This window comes from Stutzerimonas sp. 21-1 (assembly GCF_056336065.1).
In genome coordinates this window covers 2,942,023-2,959,833 of sequence record NZ_CM150500.1, presented here as the reverse complement: position 1 = coordinate 2,959,833, position 17,811 = coordinate 2,942,023, and the positions used below count along the sequence as shown (strand labels likewise).

At 64.7% G+C, this 17,811-nt stretch carries 19 protein-coding genes; 5 read left to right on the top strand and 14 right to left on the bottom strand.

Annotation, left to right across the window (positions count from 1 at the left end):
- Positions 1-35: 35 nt before the first annotated feature.
- The 7 genes from xdhB to arsC form a co-directional block, all read right to left on the bottom strand.
- The gene (gene xdhB / locus AC0ZJQ_RS14425) at positions 36-2,435 is read right to left on the bottom strand and encodes a xanthine dehydrogenase molybdopterin binding subunit (RefSeq protein ID WP_476476830.1); all 2,400 of its coding nucleotides are present in this window, start codon (positions 2,433-2,435) and stop codon (positions 36-38) included.
- Positions 2,428-3,876, bottom strand: a complete 1,449-nt coding sequence (gene xdhA, locus AC0ZJQ_RS14420; protein WP_476476829.1) for a xanthine dehydrogenase small subunit — start codon at positions 3,874-3,876, stop codon at positions 2,428-2,430. The genes xdhB and xdhA overlap by 8 nt, the downstream gene beginning before the upstream one ends.
- A 267-nt stretch (positions 3,877-4,143) precedes the next feature.
- Complete coding sequence (locus tag AC0ZJQ_RS14415; RefSeq protein ID WP_476476828.1) at positions 4,144-5,499, bottom strand: 8-oxoguanine deaminase; 1,356 nt, start codon at positions 5,497-5,499, stop codon at positions 4,144-4,146.
- A gap of 186 nt (positions 5,500-5,685) precedes the next feature.
- Positions 5,686-6,366: an SDR family oxidoreductase gene (locus AC0ZJQ_RS14410; RefSeq protein ID WP_165595367.1), complete on the bottom strand. Its 681-nt coding sequence runs from the start codon at positions 6,364-6,366 to the stop codon at positions 5,686-5,688.
- Positions 6,367-6,470: 104 nt separating this feature from the next.
- Entirely contained in the window at positions 6,471-6,881 is a 411-nt protein-coding gene (locus AC0ZJQ_RS14405; protein WP_003290101.1) for a DUF2069 domain-containing protein, read from the bottom strand.
- Entirely contained in the window at positions 6,874-7,479 is a 606-nt protein-coding gene (gene wrbA, locus AC0ZJQ_RS14400; RefSeq protein WP_165595368.1) for an NAD(P)H:quinone oxidoreductase, read from the bottom strand. The genes AC0ZJQ_RS14405 and wrbA overlap by 8 nt, the downstream gene beginning before the upstream one ends.
- Positions 7,476-7,829, bottom strand: coding sequence for an arsenate reductase (glutaredoxin) (gene arsC / locus AC0ZJQ_RS14395; protein ID WP_102828957.1), 354 nt, complete (start codon positions 7,827-7,829; stop codon positions 7,476-7,478). Before arsC ends, wrbA begins: the two co-directional genes overlap by 4 nt.
- 86 nt (positions 7,830-7,915) lie before the next feature.
- Here arsC and AC0ZJQ_RS14390 point away from each other — a divergent pair, with 86 nt between their 5' ends.
- Positions 7,916-9,148 (top strand): virulence factor BrkB family protein, encoded by a 1,233-nt coding sequence (locus AC0ZJQ_RS14390; protein WP_476476827.1) that lies wholly within the window; start codon positions 7,916-7,918, stop codon positions 9,146-9,148.
- A 143-nt stretch (positions 9,149-9,291) separates the two neighbouring features.
- The gene (locus AC0ZJQ_RS14385) at positions 9,292-9,474 is read left to right on the top strand and encodes a hypothetical protein (RefSeq protein WP_008567671.1); all 183 of its coding nucleotides are present in this window, start codon (positions 9,292-9,294) and stop codon (positions 9,472-9,474) included.
- A gap of 2 nt (positions 9,475-9,476) precedes the next feature.
- Here AC0ZJQ_RS14385 and AC0ZJQ_RS14380 read toward each other — a convergent pair whose 3' ends face one another.
- Positions 9,477-9,869 carry a hypothetical protein gene (locus AC0ZJQ_RS14380; RefSeq protein WP_314019605.1) on the bottom strand — a complete coding sequence of 131 codons (393 nt, stop codon included), beginning with the start codon at positions 9,867-9,869 and terminating at the stop codon, positions 9,477-9,479.
- A gap of 256 nt (positions 9,870-10,125) precedes the next feature.
- On the opposite strand from AC0ZJQ_RS14380, the gene AC0ZJQ_RS14375 reads away from it, so the two are divergent.
- Complete coding sequence (locus tag AC0ZJQ_RS14375) at positions 10,126-10,557, top strand: TlpA family protein disulfide reductase (protein ID WP_008567669.1); 432 nt, start codon at positions 10,126-10,128, stop codon at positions 10,555-10,557.
- An 11-nt stretch (positions 10,558-10,568) separates the two neighbouring features.
- Here the strand turns inward: AC0ZJQ_RS14375 and AC0ZJQ_RS14370 are convergent, their stop codons facing one another.
- The 4 genes from AC0ZJQ_RS14370 to AC0ZJQ_RS14355 form a co-directional block, all read right to left on the bottom strand.
- Positions 10,569-11,141, bottom strand: a complete 573-nt coding sequence (locus tag AC0ZJQ_RS14370; RefSeq protein ID WP_008567668.1) for a lytic transglycosylase domain-containing protein — start codon at positions 11,139-11,141, stop codon at positions 10,569-10,571.
- Between the two features lie 4 nt (positions 11,142-11,145).
- Positions 11,146-12,096 (bottom strand): hypothetical protein, encoded by a 951-nt coding sequence (locus AC0ZJQ_RS14365; RefSeq protein ID WP_008567667.1) that lies wholly within the window; start codon positions 12,094-12,096, stop codon positions 11,146-11,148.
- Positions 12,097-12,105: 9 nt separating this feature from the next.
- Entirely contained in the window at positions 12,106-13,821 is a 1,716-nt protein-coding gene (locus AC0ZJQ_RS14360; protein ID WP_008567666.1) for a proline--tRNA ligase, read from the bottom strand.
- Between the two features lie 170 nt (positions 13,822-13,991).
- The gene (locus tag AC0ZJQ_RS14355; protein ID WP_008567665.1) at positions 13,992-15,230 is read right to left on the bottom strand and encodes an OprD family porin; all 1,239 of its coding nucleotides are present in this window, start codon (positions 15,228-15,230) and stop codon (positions 13,992-13,994) included.
- Between the two features lie 408 nt (positions 15,231-15,638).
- Here AC0ZJQ_RS14355 and AC0ZJQ_RS14350 point away from each other — a divergent pair, with 408 nt between their 5' ends.
- Both AC0ZJQ_RS14350 and AC0ZJQ_RS14345 read left to right on the top strand, forming a co-directional pair.
- Positions 15,639-16,061, top strand: coding sequence for an HIT family protein (locus tag AC0ZJQ_RS14350; RefSeq protein ID WP_476476826.1), 423 nt, complete (start codon positions 15,639-15,641; stop codon positions 16,059-16,061).
- 3 nt (positions 16,062-16,064) lie between these two features.
- Complete coding sequence (locus AC0ZJQ_RS14345; RefSeq protein ID WP_008567663.1) at positions 16,065-16,271, top strand: SlyX family protein; 207 nt, start codon at positions 16,065-16,067, stop codon at positions 16,269-16,271.
- Positions 16,272-16,321: 50 nt separating this feature from the next.
- On the opposite strand, the gene AC0ZJQ_RS14340 is transcribed toward AC0ZJQ_RS14345, so the two are convergent.
- The gene (locus tag AC0ZJQ_RS14340) at positions 16,322-16,933 is read right to left on the bottom strand and encodes a cold-shock protein (RefSeq protein ID WP_476476825.1); all 612 of its coding nucleotides are present in this window, start codon (positions 16,931-16,933) and stop codon (positions 16,322-16,324) included.
- A 243-nt stretch (positions 16,934-17,176) separates the two neighbouring features.
- Positions 17,177-17,647 carry a Dps family protein gene (locus tag AC0ZJQ_RS14335; RefSeq protein WP_008567659.1) on the bottom strand — a complete coding sequence of 157 codons (471 nt, stop codon included), beginning with the start codon at positions 17,645-17,647 and terminating at the stop codon, positions 17,177-17,179.
- Positions 17,648-17,811: the final 164 nt, after the last annotated feature.

Genomic DNA, 17,811 nt, shown 5'->3' with positions numbered 1-17,811 from the left:
GTGGTGGACAAGTGGAGCGTTGTCCACCCTACGGGTCAGTGCGCGGCTTCCACTGCAGGCTCCGGTACGGACGCCGCCTGTTGCTTCAGCTTGCGCATCTGCTCCACGCCCCAGAGCACGCGCTCGGGGGTCGCCGGGGCATCGATCTGCGGCTGTGCGCGGTAGTCGGCCAGGCTCGCCACGGCGTCCTTGATCGCGCACCAGACCGAGATGCCGAGCATGAACGGCGGCTCGCCGACGGCCTTGGAGTGGAACACCGTGTCCTCGGGGTTCTTGCGGTTCTCCACCAGCTTGACGCGCAGGTCCAGCGGCATGTCGGCGACCGCCGGGATCTTGTAGCTGGCCGGGCCGTTGGTCATCAGCTTGCCCTTGTCGTTCCAGACCAGCTCTTCCATGGTCAGCCAGCCCATGCCCTGGACGAAGCCGCCTTCTACCTGGCCGATGTCGATGGCCGGGTTCAGCGAGGCGCCGACGTCATGCAGGATGTCGCTGCGCAGCATCTTGTACTCGCCGGTCAGCGTATCGACGATCACTTCCGAGCAGGCCGCGCCGTAGGCGAAGTAGTAGAACGGCCGGCCGCGCGCCTGGCTGCGGTCGTAATAGATCTTCGGCGTGCGGTAGAAGCCGGTGGACGACAGCGAAACCTGACCGAAGTAGGCCTGCTGGATCAGCTCCTCGAACGAGACGTACTGGTCGCGGATGCGCACCTGGCCGTTGCGGAATTCGACGTCTTCCTCGGTGACGTTCCAGTGCCGCGCGGCGAATTCGACCAGCCGCTGCTTGATGGTCAGCGCCGCGTTCTGCGCCGCCTTGCCGTTGAGGTCGGCACCGCTGGAGGCCGCCGTCGGCGAGGTGTTGGGCACCTTGTCGGTGTTGGTGGCGGTGATCTGGATGCGCTCGATGTCGACCTGGAACACCTCGGCCACCACCTGCGCGACCTTGGTGTTGAGGCCCTGGCCCATCTCGGTGCCGCCGTGGTTCAGGTGGATGCTGCCATCGGTGTAGACGTGCACCAGCGCGCCGGCCTGGTTGAGGAAGCTCGCGGTGAAGCTGATGCCGAACTTCACCGGGGTCAGCGCCAGGCCCTTCTTGAGGACCGGGCTGTTGGCGTTGAACGCGCGGATCTCCTCGCGACGGCGAGCGTACTCGCTGCTGGCCTCCAGCTCGGCGGTCATCTCCTCGAGCATGTTGTGCTCGACGGTCTGGTAGTAGGGCGTGACGTTGCGTTCGGTCTTGCCGTAGTAGTTGCGCTTGCGCACATCGAGCGGGTCCTTGCCCAGCTCGCGGGCGATGGCGTCCATGATCTCCTCGATGGCGACCATGCCCTGCGGGCCGCCGAAGCCGCGATAGGCGGTGTTGGAGGCGAGGTTGGTCTTGCAGCGGTGGCCGTGGATGGTGGCGTCGCCCAGGTAATAGGCATTGTCGGAGTGGAACATGGCGCGGTCGACGATCGAGCCGGACAGATCCGGCGAGTAGCCGCAGTTGCCGGCGAGATCGATCTGGATGCCGTGCAGCAGGCCGTCGTCGTCGAAGCCGACGTCGTATTCGACATAGAACGGGTGGCGCTTGCCGGTCATGGTCATGTCTTCCATGCGCGGCAGGCGCATCTTGGTCGGGCGGCCGGTGAGGTGGGCGATCACCGCGCACAGGCAGGCCGGCATCGAGGCCTGCGTCTCCTTGCCGCCGAAGCCGCCGCCCATGCGGCGCATGTCGATGACGATCTTGTTCATCGGCACGCCGAGCACTTCGGCCACCAGCTTCTGTACCTCGGTCGGGTTCTGCGTCGAGGTGTAGACGATCATGCCGCCGTCCTCGGTGGGCATCACCGAGGAAATCTGCGTTTCCAGGTAGAAGTGCTCCTGGCCGCCGATGTGCAGCGTGCCCTGCAGCCGGCGCGGTGCGCTGGCCAGGGCGCTGGCGGAGTCGCCGCGCTGGTGGGTGTGGCTATCCAGCACGAAGTGCTTCTTGCGCAGCGCCTCGACCACGTCGAGCACCGGCTCCAGGTCTTCGTACTCGATGATCGCCGCCAGCGCCGCCTTGCGCGCGATTTCCAGGCTGTCGGCGGCCACGGCGATCACCGGCTGGCCGATGTATTCCACCTTGCCGTCGGCCAGCAGCGGGTCGCCGGCAACCACCGGGCCGATGTCCAGCTGGCCGGGCACGTCCTCGGCGGTAATGGCGATGGCCACGCCGGGAAAGGCGTAGCACGGCGCAGTGTCGATGCGCACGATACGGGCATGGGCACGGTCGCTCATGCGGGCATAGACGTGCAGCTGGTTGGGGAACTCCAGGCGGTCGTCGACGTACACCGCTTCGCCGGATACGTGCTTGGGCGCGCTGTCGTGCTTGACGCTGCGACCGACGCCGGTGACCAGGTCCTGCTTGAACAGGGCGATGAGTTCTTCCTGAGTCTTGGCAAGGTTGTGGTTAGACATATGCGGTCACCCTCGTCTCGGTCTTGGACGCTTGTTGTTCGAGGAAACATTTGCGCAGCAGGTTCTGCGCCACCAGCAGGCGGTACTCGCGGCTGGCACGGAAGTCGGTCAGCGGGGTGAAGTCCTCGGCCAGTGCATCGCAGGCCGCCTCCACGGTCTGCTGGTTCCACGGTGCGCCCTTGAGCGTCGCTTCGCAGGCGGCGGCGCGTTTGGGAATCGCCGCCATGCCGCCGAAGGCGATGCGGACATCGGCGATCACGCCGTCGCTGATTTGCAGATCGAAGGCGGCGCAGACGGCGGAAATGTCGTCGTCCAGGCGCTTGGAAACCTTGTAGGCGCGGAACAGCCGCTGCGGCGTCGCGCGCGGCACCAGTACCTTCTCGATGAACTCGCCGGGCTGACGCGCGGTGACCTTGTAGTCGATGAAGAAATCCTGCAGCGGCAGGGTACGGCTGCTGGCGCCGTGGCGCAGGACGATCTCGGCGCCGAGGGCGATCAGCAGTGGCGGCGAATCGCCGATGGGCGAGGCGTTGCCGATGTTGCCGCCCAGCGTGCCCTGGTTGCGGATCTGCAGCGAGGCGAAGCGCTGCAGCAGCTCGCCGAAATCCGGGTAGTCGGCGGCCAGCGCGGCGTAGCAGTCGGTCAGCGGTGCGGCGGCGCCGATCTCGATATGGCGGTCGGTGATCACCACCTGCTTCATCTCGGCGACCTGGCCGACGTGGATCAGCAGCGGCAGCGCGCGATGGAACTGGGTGACTTCCAGCGCCAGATCGGTGCCGCCGGCGACCAGCCGGGCGTCCGGATTGGCGGCGTAGACCTCGGCCAGCTCGGCGACGGTCAGCGGCGACAGGCAACGCTTGTCGCCGTCGCTGAGTTCGGCCATTTCACGCGGGGCGATGGCCTTGAGCTGGGCGATGGTAGCGGCTTCTTCAGCGTCGAACTGATCCGCCTCGGGATGGGTGCAGGCCTGCTCGGCGGCGGCGAGGATCGGCCGGTAGCCGGTGCAGCGGCAAAGGTTGCCGGCCAGCGCTTCGTGGGTCTGGTGCGGGTCGTACTCGTTCACCGCGGCGGCATTCTTCTGCAAGGCGAACAGGCTCATGACGAAGCCCGGCGTGCAGAACCCGCACTGTGAGCCGTGGCAGTCGACCATCGCCTGCTGCACGCTGTGCAGACGGCCCTGGTGCTTGAGGTCCTCGACGCTGATCAGCTGCTTGCCGTGCAGCGCGGAGACGAAGGTCAGGCAGGAGTTGAGGGTGCGGTAGCGCAGGCGTTCACCGACCAGTTCGCCGACCACCACGGTGCAGGCGCCACAGTCGCCGGAGGCGCAGCCCTCCTTGGTACCGGTCTTGCCACGGTGCTCGCGCAGGTATTGCAGCACCGTGGTGTTGGGGTCGAGCGTGCGCTCGCTGCGCAGCTCGCGATTGAGCAGAAACTGGATCAAGGTAGACCTCCGCTTTCTTGTTCTTGGCTCTCGGATAGCGCCTGGAGCGAAAAATTAGTATTAACTGACTTTTCGGTCAAGAAAAATTGACTGAAAAGTCAATGTGACGGACGAGCGCACCTGGCGGCCAACAGCCATACAGCAGTGGACGAGCGTTACTAACAGCAAGTAAAGCCGTCTGCGCCACGTCGGTGACGGCTTTTGACGGCAGGTCCGCAACCGCGAGCGAACGCCATGCCGACGTCGTCCCGGTTGCGGAGTGCGTGGTCAGTCGGCGATCAGCTCGCGCGCCGCCTGGCGGTGATCGGCGATCAGCCCGGCGACATCCAGACCTTCGATCTGACCGTCGATCACCCGCCAGCGGCCGCCGACCATCACCCGATCGGCGCGATCGGCCGCGCACAGCAGCAGCGCGGCGATGGGATCGTGGCTGCCGGAGAAGCGCAGTTCGTCGAGCTTGAACAGCGCGAGGTCGGCCTGCTTGCCGACCGCCAGCTCGCCGATGTCGTTGCGTCCGAGCAGCCGCGCCGAACCGCGCGTCGCCCAGCCGAGCACTTTCTCGGGCGTGATCTTCGCCGCACCGTAGCGCAGGCGTCCGATGAACAGCGCCTGGCGCGCTTCGAGCATCATGTTGGAGGCGTCGTTGGAGGCCGAGCCGTCGACGCCCAGGCCGATGATGGCGCCCTTGTCCTCCAGCTCCAGCGTGTGGCAGATGCCCGAGGCCAGGCGCATGTTGGAGCTCGGGCAATGACAGATGCCGACACCGGCCGCGCCCAGGCGATGGATTTCCACCTGGTTGAAATGGATGCCATGCGCCAGCCAGGTCCGCGGGCCGAGCCAGCCGACACTCTGCAGGTAGTCCACGGTACGCATGCCGAAGCGCTGCGCGCAGAACTCCTGCTCGTCCAGCGTCTCGGCCAGGTGGGTATGCAGGCGCACATCGCGCGCCTCGGCCAGCTCGGCGCAGGCGCGCATGATGTCGGTGGTCACCGAGAACGGCGAGCAGGGTGCCAGGGCGATCTGGATTTGCGCGCCGTCGCCGCGCTCGTGGTAGCGCTCGATCAGTCGCTCGCTGTCGGCGAGGATCGTTTCGGCATCCTGCACCACGCTCTTGCACGGCAGGCCGCCGTTCTCCTTGGACAGGTTCATCGAGCCGCGCGTCAGCATGGCGCGCATGCCCAGCTCGCGCACGGCCTCGACCTGGATGTCGATCGCCTCCTCGAGCCCCGCCGGGAACAGGTAGTGGTGGTCGGCGGCGGTGGTGCAGCCCGACAGCAGCAGTTCGGCCAGCGCCACCTTGCTTGCCAGCTCCAGCGCCCGCGGCGTGAGCCGGGCCCAGACCGGGTAGAGCGTCAGCAGCCAGTTGAACAGCGGCTCGTTGACCACCGGCCCCCAGGCACGGGTGAGCGTCTGGTAGAAGTGGTGATGGGTGTTGACCAGCCCCGGCAGCACGACGTGCTCGCGGGCATCGAAGGTCTCGCTCACTGGCTGCGCCGGCGAGGCCCCGGCGGCGAGCATTTCGACGATGACGCCATTTTCGATCACCAGTCCGCCGGGGGCGTGGCTATCGTTGGCGGTGAACAGGGCGAGGGGATTCTTGATCCAGATACGGTCAGCAGGCATGGCCGGCTTTCTCCTGAAGGGTTGAGTTCAGAGTAGCCAGCTCAGTTATGCCCTGTCTGCTGATCCAGGGGGGTGTCGCCGTGGCGAGCATCCGGGGGCGAACGATAGCCGCGGTGTACGGGCTTGTCGACCGTCGGTGCCAGGGTAGGGGAGGCTGCGACCGGAGCACGCCCGGTCGCGAGCGAATCACCAGGGTAGCGGATTGCCCTGGAAGTCGAGGTAGCGATGACCGCCCTGGCCGATGGCGCGGATTACCTGCTCGGTCATGCCGCGCGTGCTGGTCTCGACATCCAGCGGCGCCTCGCTGCCGCCCATGTCGGTCTTCACCCAGCCCGGATGCATCGACAGCACCGTCAGCGTGCTTTCGCCCAGGCCGGCGACGAAGGAACGCGTCAGGTGGTTGAGTGCGGCCTTGCTGGCGCCATACAGCGGCATGCCCATGCCGGGGCCGGTTTCGACGCTGCCGAGGATGGAACTCATGAAGACGATGACGCCCTGTTTCTGCTCCACCAGCGGGAGCAGCCGCTCGGCCAGGCGCACCGGCGCGACCGCATTGGTGAAGAACAGCTGGCCGACTTCCATTTGGCTGGCCGCGGTGGCGGGTTTGTTCTGCGGACCGGCGATACCGGCATTGACGTAGAGCACATCGAGCTGCGTGCCCGTCAGGCGCTGCGCCAGTCGTTCGAGACTGTCGGCATCATCCAGCTCCAGCGCTTCGATCCGCACGCCGGCGAGCGCCTTGAGCGCATCGGCGCGTGCCGGGTCGCGCACGGTGGCGATCACCTGCCAGCCCTGACTGGAGAACTGCCGCGCCAGGCCGAGACCGAGGCCGCGCGAGGCGCCGACGATGAGAATGGTTCTGCTCATGGAATGCTCCGGGCGATTGAGGGAACTTGCAGTCTGGCGCGCCGCCGCGCCGATGGCGAGTGCCATGCGGCACCCGCCCGCCGCAGCCGACGCTCAGCAGCCTGTCAGTGTTCGCCGGCCAGCTTGCGCTGGTACTGGTAGGCCCAGCGCGTATACAGCAGCGCCGAGGTGAACAACACCAGACTGAGCAGTGCCTCCAGCCAGCCGTAGAGCATGCGATTCGGATCGATCGCTGCCAGCACACCCTGGAGGAAGTAGATATTGACGATGAAGCAGGTCCAGGCGTGCGCTCGCGGACTGCCGAGAATCATGCCCGGTGCTACCAGCAGCAGCGGGACCAGCTGAATGCCGATCACCACCCAGGTGCGCGCACCGTGCAGGTCGGCGAAGACGAGGTTCCAGGTCGTCAGCAGCACCGCGAGGGCGACAAAGCTGGCGAGACTGGCGACGCGGGCGAACTTCAGTCGTGGCGCCAGCCAATCGAGGGACGGCAAGGGCTTGCGGGCTTTAGCCACGGGCTGCCTCCAGACGCTGTGCGGTCTGCGCCAGGCGCTGGCCGAGTGCGCGGCAAAGGGCGGTTTCATGCGTATCAAGGGCCCGCTTGCCGTCGGCGCCGGCATGGTGACTGGCGCCATACGGCGTGCCGCCGCCACGGGTTTCCAGCAGGGCGTTCTCGCTGTAGGGCAGGCCCAGAACCAGCATGCCGTGATGCAGCAGCGGCAGCAGCATCGACAGCAGTGTGCTCTCCTGGCCGCCGTGCAGGCTGGCGGTGGAGGTGAATACCGCAGCGGGTTTGCCGACCAGCTCGCCGGTTAGCCACAGGCTGCTGGTGCCGTCGAGGAAGTACTTGAGCGGGGCGGCCATGTTGCCGAAACGCGTCGGACTGCCGAGCGCCACGCCGGCGCAGTGCTTCAGGTCGTCCAGCGTGGCGTAGAGCGCGCCATCCTGCGGAATGCTCGGCGCCACCGCCTCGCATTCGCTGGATACCGCCGGCACCGTGCGCAGGCGCGCCTCGAGTCCGGCCATCTCGATACCGCGGGCGATCTGCCGGGCCATCTCGGCGGTGGCGCCGTGGCGGCTGTAATAGAGCACCAGGATGTAAGACGCACTCACGGCAGGATCTCCAGCACGCGTTCCGGTGGGCGTCCGACTACCGCCTTGTCGCCGGCGATGAGGATCGGTCGCTCGATCAGCCGCGGATGAGCGACCATCGCCTCGATCAGCTGCGCATCGCTGAGGTTCGGGTCGGCCAGGCCGAGGCTCTGGTATTCCTCTTCGCCGCTGCGCAGCAGTTGCCGCGCGCTCAGTCCGAGCTTGGCCAGCAGGGCCTGCAGTTCGGTGGCGCTGGGCGGGTTTTCCAGGTAGCGCACGATGTGCGGCTCGAGTCCGCGGGCTTCGAGCAGTTCCAGCGCGCCGCGCGATTTCGAGCAGCGCGGGTTGTGATAGAGGGTAAGTTCGGTCATTTTGGGTTGCGCCTCGCCGATGAAGGCGGCCATTCTAACCCTCCCGGGGGGACGGTTCGAAACGACCGGTTGGCTAAGGAGCGGGGATGCAGCAGCGCATCGACAATCTGGTGGAGTTCTGTCGCTTTCTGGTGCAGCGTTTCCTCGCCGACCGCGGCCCGAACAGCGCGGCGGCGCTGACCTACACCACGCTGTTCGCAGTGGTGCCGATGATGACCGTCACCTTCGCCATGCTTTCGGCGATTCCGGCGTTCCAGGGCGTCGGCGAACAGATCCAGCTGTATATCTTCAAGAACTTCATCCCCTCCACCGGAGCGACGATTCAGGAGTACCTGATCGCGTTCACCAGCCAGGCACGCCAGCTGACCTGGTTCGGCGTCGGTTTCCTGATGGTCACTGCGCTGATGATGCTGCTGACCATCGAGAAGGCGTTCAACACCATCTGGCGCGTGCGCCAGCCGCGGCGCGGGGTGTCGAGCTTCCTGCTGTACTGGGCGATTCTCAGCCTCGGCCCGTTGCTGCTCGGTGCGGGGTTTGCGACCAGTACCTACCTCGCCTCGCTGACATTTATCTCCGGGCCGTATGCGTTGCTCGGCGCGGGCACGCTGCTGAAGGCGATGCCGCTGGTGCTCAGCATCCTGGCCTTCACCTTGCTCTATGCGGCAGTGCCCAATACCCGCGTGCCGCTGCGCCATGCGCTGGCGGGCGGGCTGTTCGCGGCGGTGTTGTTCGAGGCGGCCAAGCAACTGTTCGGCCTGTATGTCAGCTATTTTCCGAGTTACCAGCTGATCTACGGTGCCTTCGCGGCGGTGCCGCTGTTCCTGCTGTGGATCTATCTGTCGTGGATGATCGTGCTATTCGGCGCCGAGCTGGTTTGCGGCCTGTCCTCGTCGCAACAGTGGCGCCGTCGCCGCCTGCCGCGCCTGCTGGTGATGCTGGTGCTGCTGCGCTTGCTCTACGACCGCCAGCAGGAAGGGCGCGAGCTTGCGCTGCGTGACATGCACCGCGCCGGCTGGCACCTGCCCGAAGACGAGTGGGACGAGCTACTGGAATTCTTCGAGCGCGAACAGTTGGTCTGCCGCACAGGTTCGGGCGGTTGGGTGCTGTGTCGCGACCTCAGTCATTACAGCCTCGACCAGTTGCTGCGCCACAACCCGTGGCCGTTGTCCGGGCTGGAGCGGCTGCCCGAGACGTTATCGGAAGCCTGGTATCCGACGCTGCGGCGCTCGCTGGAACTGCTGCAGCAGGAGCAGCTCAATCTGTTCGGCGGCAGTCTGGCCGACTGGCTGAGCGTCGGTGGTGACAAAAACGGTCAGTAGCTGAGCGATTCCGCCTTCGTACCATGGCACTTTGGCATCCCGGCGGTGTTGAACGGTGCGAATGCACGGCGGTGGAGCAAGGCAGGGCCAGGCTGGCACGTTTCTAGCTGAGGCTTGCACCGAGGCGAAGGAAGGAAGAGGCCGTGAAGACCGAACGCAATACTGTCATCCATCTGCACCAACGGGCTCCGGAGGTGGCGCTGCAGTCGCTCAACCGCCTGACTGGCCTGACCTTCAGCCGCTGGCCCGAATCGCTCGTGCCCTTGTGTCAGCAGGACGAGCCCGTCGAGCGGGAGTCGCCTGCTGTGGAAAAGCTGGCGCGTTGACCCTACGCCTGTACTAGCTGTGCGGGTGCTTCGATCCGTTCGGCGGCCTGTACGAAGAGTTCCTCGACCTTCATCTGCTCGATCACCACGCCGGTGCGCAGGTACACCTGCAGATCTTCGATCCGGCTTCTGACCGTCAGGCGCGCGACGCCGGACAGCAAAATCCTGCCGTTGCTATCGGTACGCCCGTGATCCACGGCGGCTTCGCGCCGCTGTTGACCATCGCGGTATTTCATCACCAGCGAAACGCCCAATCCGGCCTGCCCATGCAGCTGCAGCCAGCTGGCGATGTTGAATTCGGCGACGCGGCCCTCGTAGGCCGTGAGCGCGAGAGGCGCCTGGTCGACGATGTGAGAGGGGACAGGGCCGATCAGTTTGTCATGGGTCTGGGACATGGCTTCGCTGCAGGCAGGGGATGATGGTAGGTGCGAAATTATAGGCAGCACCCTGGCGGCAAAACTGTGCACGTTGCCGACGCCAGGCGTGACTAGGCTCCCAGTTCGGCGAAGACGTCGGTTCGCTGGCAGCGCTCAGCTGAGCTGACATAAAGGCGGCGCACGTGGTTGCCTTGCGGCAGTTGCTTGGGTCAGGCTAGCGGCATCGAACATCTGACGGGGTACCGACGTGGGCAAGTTCAGAGGCCTGTTGTTGATGCTGCTGGGCAGCCTGCTGATCAGCGGCTGCGAGCAGGACTGGGGTGTGGATCAGCACGGGCAACTGGTGGCTGCCGAGCAATTGCAGGGACGCTGGCTGCTGATCAACTACTGGGCGGAGTGGTGCGGCCCGTGTCGTACCGAAATTCCCGAGCTGAATCGTCTGGCCGAGTCCCGTACGGATCTGCACGTGCTTGGCGTCAACTTCGACGAGCTGCGTGGTGAAGAGCTGGCGCAAGCGGCCGAGGCGCTGGGAATCCGCTTTCGCGTGCTCAGCGAGGATCCGGCCGAGCGACTGCAGCTGTCACGCAGCGCGGTACTGCCGGTGACCTATCTGGTCGACGACACCGGTAAGGTGCGCGAGCAACTGGTTGGTGAACAGACCGCTGACAAGCTGTTGGCCCGACTCGAGCAACTGCGCGACGAGTAGAGCGCTGGCGCTCAGGGGCGCACGTACCAGAAGTCCTGCCAGAAGCCGATCACTTTCGCCGGGTAGCGCTGCTGGCCGAGGCTGCCGTTGTAGCGGGCGAGCGCACGGCTGATGTCGCCCTTCTCCTTGCGCAGGTAGTAGCTGAGGATCGTGCAGCCGTAGCGCAGGTTGGTGGCGTTGTCGGTGAGGTTGTCCTGCGGGCGCCCGAGTTCGGCTTTCCAGAACGGCATCACCTGCATCATGCCCTGAGCGCCGACGCTGGAAATCGCGAAGCGATCGAAGCGGCTCTCGGCGTGGATCAGCGCCATGACCAGATCGGGACGCAGCCCGGCCTTGGTCGCCTCGCGATGTACCAGGCGCAGCAGGGTGAGGCGTTCCTCGGTGTCGGCGATGTAGCGCTTGAGACGGGTGGACATGTCGAGCAGCCAGACCTCGGCCTCGAAGCGGTCCTGAAAGCTGTCCGCCTCGTCGACCGTGCGCTGCATCAGTTCGCGCAGTTCGGGTTCCGGAGCCTGGCGGATGCTGGCCTGGAGCGGACATGCTAGGAGCAGCAGCGCCGACAGTAGCCAGCAGCGCCACGGCATGGTGTCAGTTGTCCACCGATGAGGCGGTGCGCCCGGCGTCCTGCATCAGGCGCTGGAGAAACTCCTGCTGCAGTTCGGGATCATGCCGCGTCAGCTCGATCAGGCTCTGCTCCAGCTCGCTGGCTTCTTCCTCCAGTCCCAGCTCGGACAGGCGTTTGACGCGGTGAACCCACTGCGCCACGTCGTCACCTTCGAGATCGTCGAAGATCAGATCGTGGGCTTCCAGCAGCTTGCCGCGCAGGTTGTGGCTGACCAGCAGCACGGCGTCGGCGCGCGTGCCGTCCTGCTCGTCCTCGACGCTCAGCAGCAGCTTGCCGATGGGGCCGATGTCCTGCTCGGCAAATGGTCCGTCGAGCAGATTGAGGTGCAGCACGCCGTTGCGGTCGGTGTTCAGCTCGTGAAGCTGTTCGCCTGCGCTGACCCGCACCGGGCGTTCGGCCCAGGGCAGGCTGGTGTATTCCAGGCGGGAATCGCGGCGCTGTTCGTCGAGGCTGGCGAGGTTCTGCTGCGAGCGCCCGTTGGACTCAACGTTGAGGAAAGGGTTGAGGCCGGCGAAACCGTAGCTGATCCAGCCGCGCGTTGCGCTTTCCGGCACGTTGCCCAGCAGTACGACGTTGACCACGTTGGCGCCGATGCCGGCGACCACGGCGACCGCCCCGAGCGGTATCTCGTACAGCTCGCGCCAGGCTTGGTAGGGCGTGTAGCGATCGTAACGGCGGGTGACCTCGAAATCGGTAACCTCGAAGGTCCGCTGTTCCTGGATGCGGACGCGCCGTTGCGGCAACTCCAGCACCGGCGGCTCGCCAACTTCGATGCGCAGGCTGTGGTCGAGCGGTTTGCGCTCGGTCCTGGCTTCGTGCTCACTGCGCTGCGGCAGATGGTTGGCGCAACCGCCAAGCAGCAGCGCCGCGCAAAGCGCGGCGCCAGTTGAAACTACAACACGTCGGTTGAGCATGGTTTCCGATCAGCGTGCGACACGCGAATTGATGAAAGACAGGATGTCTGCGGCAGCTACCGCCTGCGGTTCGGCATCGCGACGGTGCTTGTACTCCAGGGTGCCGTCGGCCAGACCGCGATCGCCGATGACGATACGATGCGGAATGCCGATCAGCTCCATGTCGGCGAATTTGACGCCCGGACTGGTCTTCTTGTCACGGTCGTCGAGCAGCACCTCGTAACCGGCGGCAGTCAGCTCGGCGTAGAGCTTGTCGGTCGCCTCGCGCACGGCTTCGTTCTCATACTTCATCGGCACGAGAGCGATCTGGAACGGCGCCAGGGCGTCCGGCCAGCGAATGCCGCGATCGTCGTAGTTCTGCTCGATGGCCGCAGCGACGACGCGGGACACGCCGATGCCGTAGCAGCCCATGATCAGCGTGGCCGGCTTGCCGTTCTCGCCCATCACCTGGCAGCTCATGGCCTCGCTGTACTTGGTGCCCAGCTGGAAGATGTGGCCGACCTCGATGCCGCGCTTGATCACTAGGGTGCCGTGGCCATCCGGGCTCGGGTCGCCGGCAACCACGTTGCGCAGGTCGGCGACCTCCGGCAGCGGCAGATCGCGCTCCCAGTTCAGACCGAAGTGGTGCTTGTCGTCGACGTTGGCGCCAGCGCCGAAGTCGCTCATCAGCGCGACCGAACGGTCGATGACGCACGGAATCGGCAGGTTCAGCGGGCCCAGCGAGCCGGGGCCGGCACCGATGGCGGCGCGGATCTCGGCTTCCGAGGCGAATACCAGCGGGCTGGCGACCTGCGCCAGGTTCGCGGCCTTGATCTCGTTGAGTTCGTGATCGCCACGCACGATCAGGGCGATCAGCTGGCCCTTCTCGAGACCATGCACGACCAGTGTCTTGACGGTCTTCTCGATGGCCAGGCCGAACTGCTCGACCAGCTCGGCGATGGTCTTGGCATTCGGCGTGTCGACCAGCCGCAGCTCTTCGGTGGGTGCGGCGCGCTCGCTCTCGCGCGGGATGGCCTCAGCCTTCTCGATGTTGGCGGCGTAGTCGGAGGTATCGCTGAAGGCGATATCGTCCTCGCCGGATTCGGCCAGCACGTGGAACTCGTGCGAGCCAGTGCCGCCGATGGAACCGGTATCGGCCTGCACCGGGCGGAAGTTCAGGCCCAGACGGGTGAAGATGTTGCAGTATGCCTGGTGCATACGGTCGTACGTTTCCTGCAGCGACTCCTGACTCAGGTGGAAGGAGTAGGCATCCTTCATCAGGAATTCGCGGCCACGCATCAGGCCGAAGCGTGGGCGGATTTCATCGCGGAACTTGGTCTGGATCTGGAAGAAGTTGATTGGCAGCTGCTTGTAGCTGTTCAGCTCGTTGCGCGCCAGGTCGGTAATGACTTCCTCGTGGGTCGGGCCGACGCAGAACTCGCGCCCATGACGGTCCTTCAGGCGCAGCAGCTCGGGGCCGTACTGCTCCCAGCGCCCGGATTCCTGCCACAGCTCGGCTGGCTGGATCGCCGGCATCAGCACTTCCAGGGCTCCGGCCTTGTTCATCTCGTCACGCACGATGGCCTCGGCCTTGCGCAGCGCGCGCAGACCCATCGGCATCCAGGTGTAGAGCCCAGAAGCCAGCTTGCGGATCATCCCGGCGCGCAGCATCAGCTGGTGACTGATCACCACGGCATCGGACGGGGTTTCTTTGAGGGTCGAGAGCAGGAACTGACTGGTGCGCATGTGGCCGTTATGTCCTTGCAGAGGCTGGAATTTGGCCCGGCATTGTACGGCTGCGGGAAAGAAGCGTACAGAAGCCGGCCAGCGCGAGCGGACGCGTGGGGCCGGCTGCCGAATGAAAAAGAAGAGCCCGGCCAATTGGCCGGGCTCCGGGGTGTTGCGAGTGTCGGCGGTTACAGGATGCTGATCGGATAGATGGCGTACAGGCGCCATTCGTTCACGTCGTTCCAGGCCGGGTTGTTGGTACGCAGGATGGAGTTGCGCGCGCGCAGGGTCAGGTCCTTGGCAGCACCGTTCTGGAAGGTGTAGGAAACCTGGTTGAAGATCTCACGCTCGGTCGCCTCGCCTTCACCGCCGTAATAGGCTGCGTCGATGTTATCGCCGCGCACATAGGCGGTCTTCCACTGCAGGCCGGATACGCCATAGCTGCTGAAGTCCAGCTCGTAGCTGGCTTGCCAGGAACGCTCGTCCTTGAAGTTAAAGTCGGAGAGGTAGGAGTTGGCTACCCAGATCGAGCCGCCGCCGTCGCCGGCATCGTACAGATAGCCGGTATCGCCGGAGACGCGCTGGTGCGCGAGGATGAACGCGTGGGCGCCGACTGCATACTTGGCCGACAGGCTCCAGATGGTGTTGTCATCGACTTCCGAGCCGTCTTCGCTGAAGTCTTGATTGATGTCGTCGGTCTTGTAGTAGTTGAGATCGAAGGTCAGCGATTGATCGTCCGCCAGCGGCATCACGTAGTTAACGTTGGCGTACTTCTTGTCGTAAGTGTCCTCGACATCGGAGAAGTACAGCGAGGCGCTGAGATTATCGGTGAAGGCATAGGTACCACCGAAGACGTCGAGACTCTTCAGACCGAAGTCGTCACGTGCGGGGGAGCCCATCGGGCTGTCAGCGGTGAAGTGACCGGCGTTCAGTTCAAGCCCTTCGATTTCGCTGCTGGTGATCATGGTGCCGGTGAAGGCTTCAGGCAGCAGACGGGAGTCATCGGAGGCGATGACTGGAAGATTAACGAACTGATTGCCGTACTTGAGCGTGGTATTGGAGAGACGGAATTTTACCGCTGCGCCTGCTTCGGAGAGATCGTCTTCCCAATCCTTCGGCTCTCCGGGGAACATGTCGCCCTGACCGCCATCGAGTTTGACGCCCAGCAGGCCGTAGGCATCGATGCCGACGCCGATGGTGCCTTGGGTGAAGCCGGACTCGAACGTGGTGATGAAGCCCTGCGCCCAGGTGTTGCGGTCGTCGGCGCCATCTTTGTGGTCACGGTTCCAATACGTGTTGCGCAGCAACAGATCCAGCTTGGCATCCTCGACGAAGCCCTTCGCTTCCGATTGCTGGCTGGCCAGCGCCATCTGGGATGTGCCCGCCGCAACGGCAAGGGCGATTACGCTCCACTTCATCACTTTCATCGTGATTTGCTCCATTGGTTCAAAACGGTGCTTGCTCTCGTGTCGACGCACGCAGAGATCGCTTCTTGTTATCCGAATCTGGCCCGATTTCGGCGTATTACGCTTCTTAGTATCGAGCCATTCGCAGAATGTACTGTTTAGCTGCGTCGATAGGCTAGAGCAAGTTTGCCAAGCCTGCTTTCGGCTTACGTGCAAGACTCGACCAATCCTTGTCTAGCAAGAAGCGTACTCAAGTCGTGTCGGCTCAGCGCTGCGCGCACGCGCACCAGGCCGAGCGGCAGCGTGTGCTGCATGGTGGGGCATGCTCGCTTGCCTCTGCTCCGTGAAGGCGCGGACCTGCGCGCAAGGGTATTCTTGGCGCCAGCGTGGGTTCGACCGCGCCTGACCTTGTCATACAGGAGCGCCGTTATGTTCATTCTCGATTCGCATCTGGAGCAGGACACATTGCCGATTGGCGACTTTCCGTTGTGTCGGCTACTGCTGATGAACGATGCACAATACCCGTGGTTCATCTTGGTGCCGCGGCGCGAGGCGGTCAGCGAGCTGTTTCAGCTGGACGCGGCGGATCAGCAGCAGTTGTGGCGTGAAACCACCGCGTTTGCAGAAATCGTCAAGGACAGTTTCGGCGCGGACAAGATGAATGTCGCGACGCTGGGCAACGTCGTCAGCCAGTTGCATATACACGTCATTGCCCGCTCCCGCGACGATGCGGCGTGGCCGGCGCCGGTGTGGGGCAAGCATCAGCCCAAGCCGTATACGCAGGATCAGGCGGCGGCGATCAGGGCCCGCCTCAAGACCGTGCTGGCCGATCAGTTTCGCTTTGGAGAGTGAGCTATGAATGTGGAATCGCGAATCGCCGATCTGGAGGCGCGACTGGCGTTTCAGGACGATACGATCCAGACGTTGAACGATGTACTGGTCGAGCAGCGGCGTCTGGTTGATCGAATGCAGCTGCAGTTGCAGGCATTGGCCAGGCGGCTGGAAGAAATGCAGAGCAGCATTGGGGGCGAGGAAGACGAGGCGCCGCCACCGCATTACTGACGGGTGGAGTGCAAGAGGCCGGCAGGCTTGCACACCTGCCGGCGTCGCAATTACAGCGTGACCACGTCCTCGGCCTGCAGGCCCTTGTCACGCATCATGATGGTGAATTCGACGCGCTGGCCTTCAGTCAGCACGCGATGGCCTTCGCCGCGAATCGCGCGGAAATGCACGAACACGTCGTCGCCGCTATCGCGGGAAATGAAGCCGAAGCCTTTGGATGTGTTGAACCACTTCACCGTACCGGTTTCCCGGCCGGCGCCGCCGACGCTGGCGGCGGGTGCGCGCTGCTGCCGCTGGCGTTCGCGCTGCGGTTGGCGCTGGGTGCGAGTGGTCGCCAGGTGCAGGAGTACGGCGACGAATACCAGCAGCAGGCTGGCGAGCGTGGCCGGTTGGCCGGCGATCTGCTCCAGCGGCAGCAGCAGAATGAGTGCCTGGACTGCGGCGGCCAGCACCAGCAATGCTGATACTCCGAGCAGAACGGGACGGGTGCGTGGATCGGTGTTCGCGGTAATCGACGGAATGAACTGGATATTCAGCAGGCCGATCATCAGCAGGCAGAGGGCGGCTGGTTGCAGAAGAAGCGGCAGGTCGCCGCGCAGGCTGGGGACGAATGACAGCAGCAAGGCGAGGACGCCGGTTAATACATGGACGATCTTGAGCATTCTTATGACTCGTAGTGGATACACGACAGGAAAAGGCGGCGGCAGGCGAGTGCCTGGGAAATGAGCTAGCAGACGTGCAGATGTCTGACTGGCGAGAGACTCGGCGCCGCAGCGCGGCCGTATTTAACAGCAAAGGCCGGTGGCGCTCAAATGAGCCTTTGGCCGGGCACGCGCTTGCGGCGAACCCGGGGAGGGAGCCTGCAGCCGAGGCGGGCGGCACGCGGCCGCCTCGGCGAGGATGACTCAGGCTGCCAGCAGGCTGCGCAGCATCCAGGCGGTCTTTTCGTGAATCTGCATGCGCTGGGTCAGCAGGTCGGCAGTCGGCTCGTCGCTGACCTTGTCCAGCAACGGAAAGATGCCGCGTGCGGTGCGCACGACCGCTTCCTGACCTTCGACCAGCAGCTTGATCATCTGCTCGGCAGACGGCACGCCTTCGTCTTCCTTGATCGACGACAGGCGCGCATAGGCCGCGTACGTTCCTGGCGCCGGGAAGCCGAGAGCGCGGATACGCTCGGCGATCTCGTCCACGGCGAGCGCCAGTTCGGTGTACTGGGTCTCGAACATGGTGTGCAGCGTGTTGAACATCGGCCCGGTGACGTTCCAGTGGAAGTTGTGGGTCTTCAGGTACAGCGTATAGGTGTCGGCGAGCAGACGAGACAGCCCTTCTGCGATGGCGGCACGATCCTGTTCGGCGATGCCGATATCGATTTCCATGGTTGTTCTCCTTGGTGGGTGATCCGGTTGCAGTTATGCCAGAAAAATCGCGGCTTTTGTTGCTGATGTGGCGCCGCGGCAGGCCACCTGGCTTTGGAAGGGGCTCCTCGTCGTGGGTTCCCTGCGAGCGAATGCGCAGGCTCGACTGCCGGGCGACGGCTGCG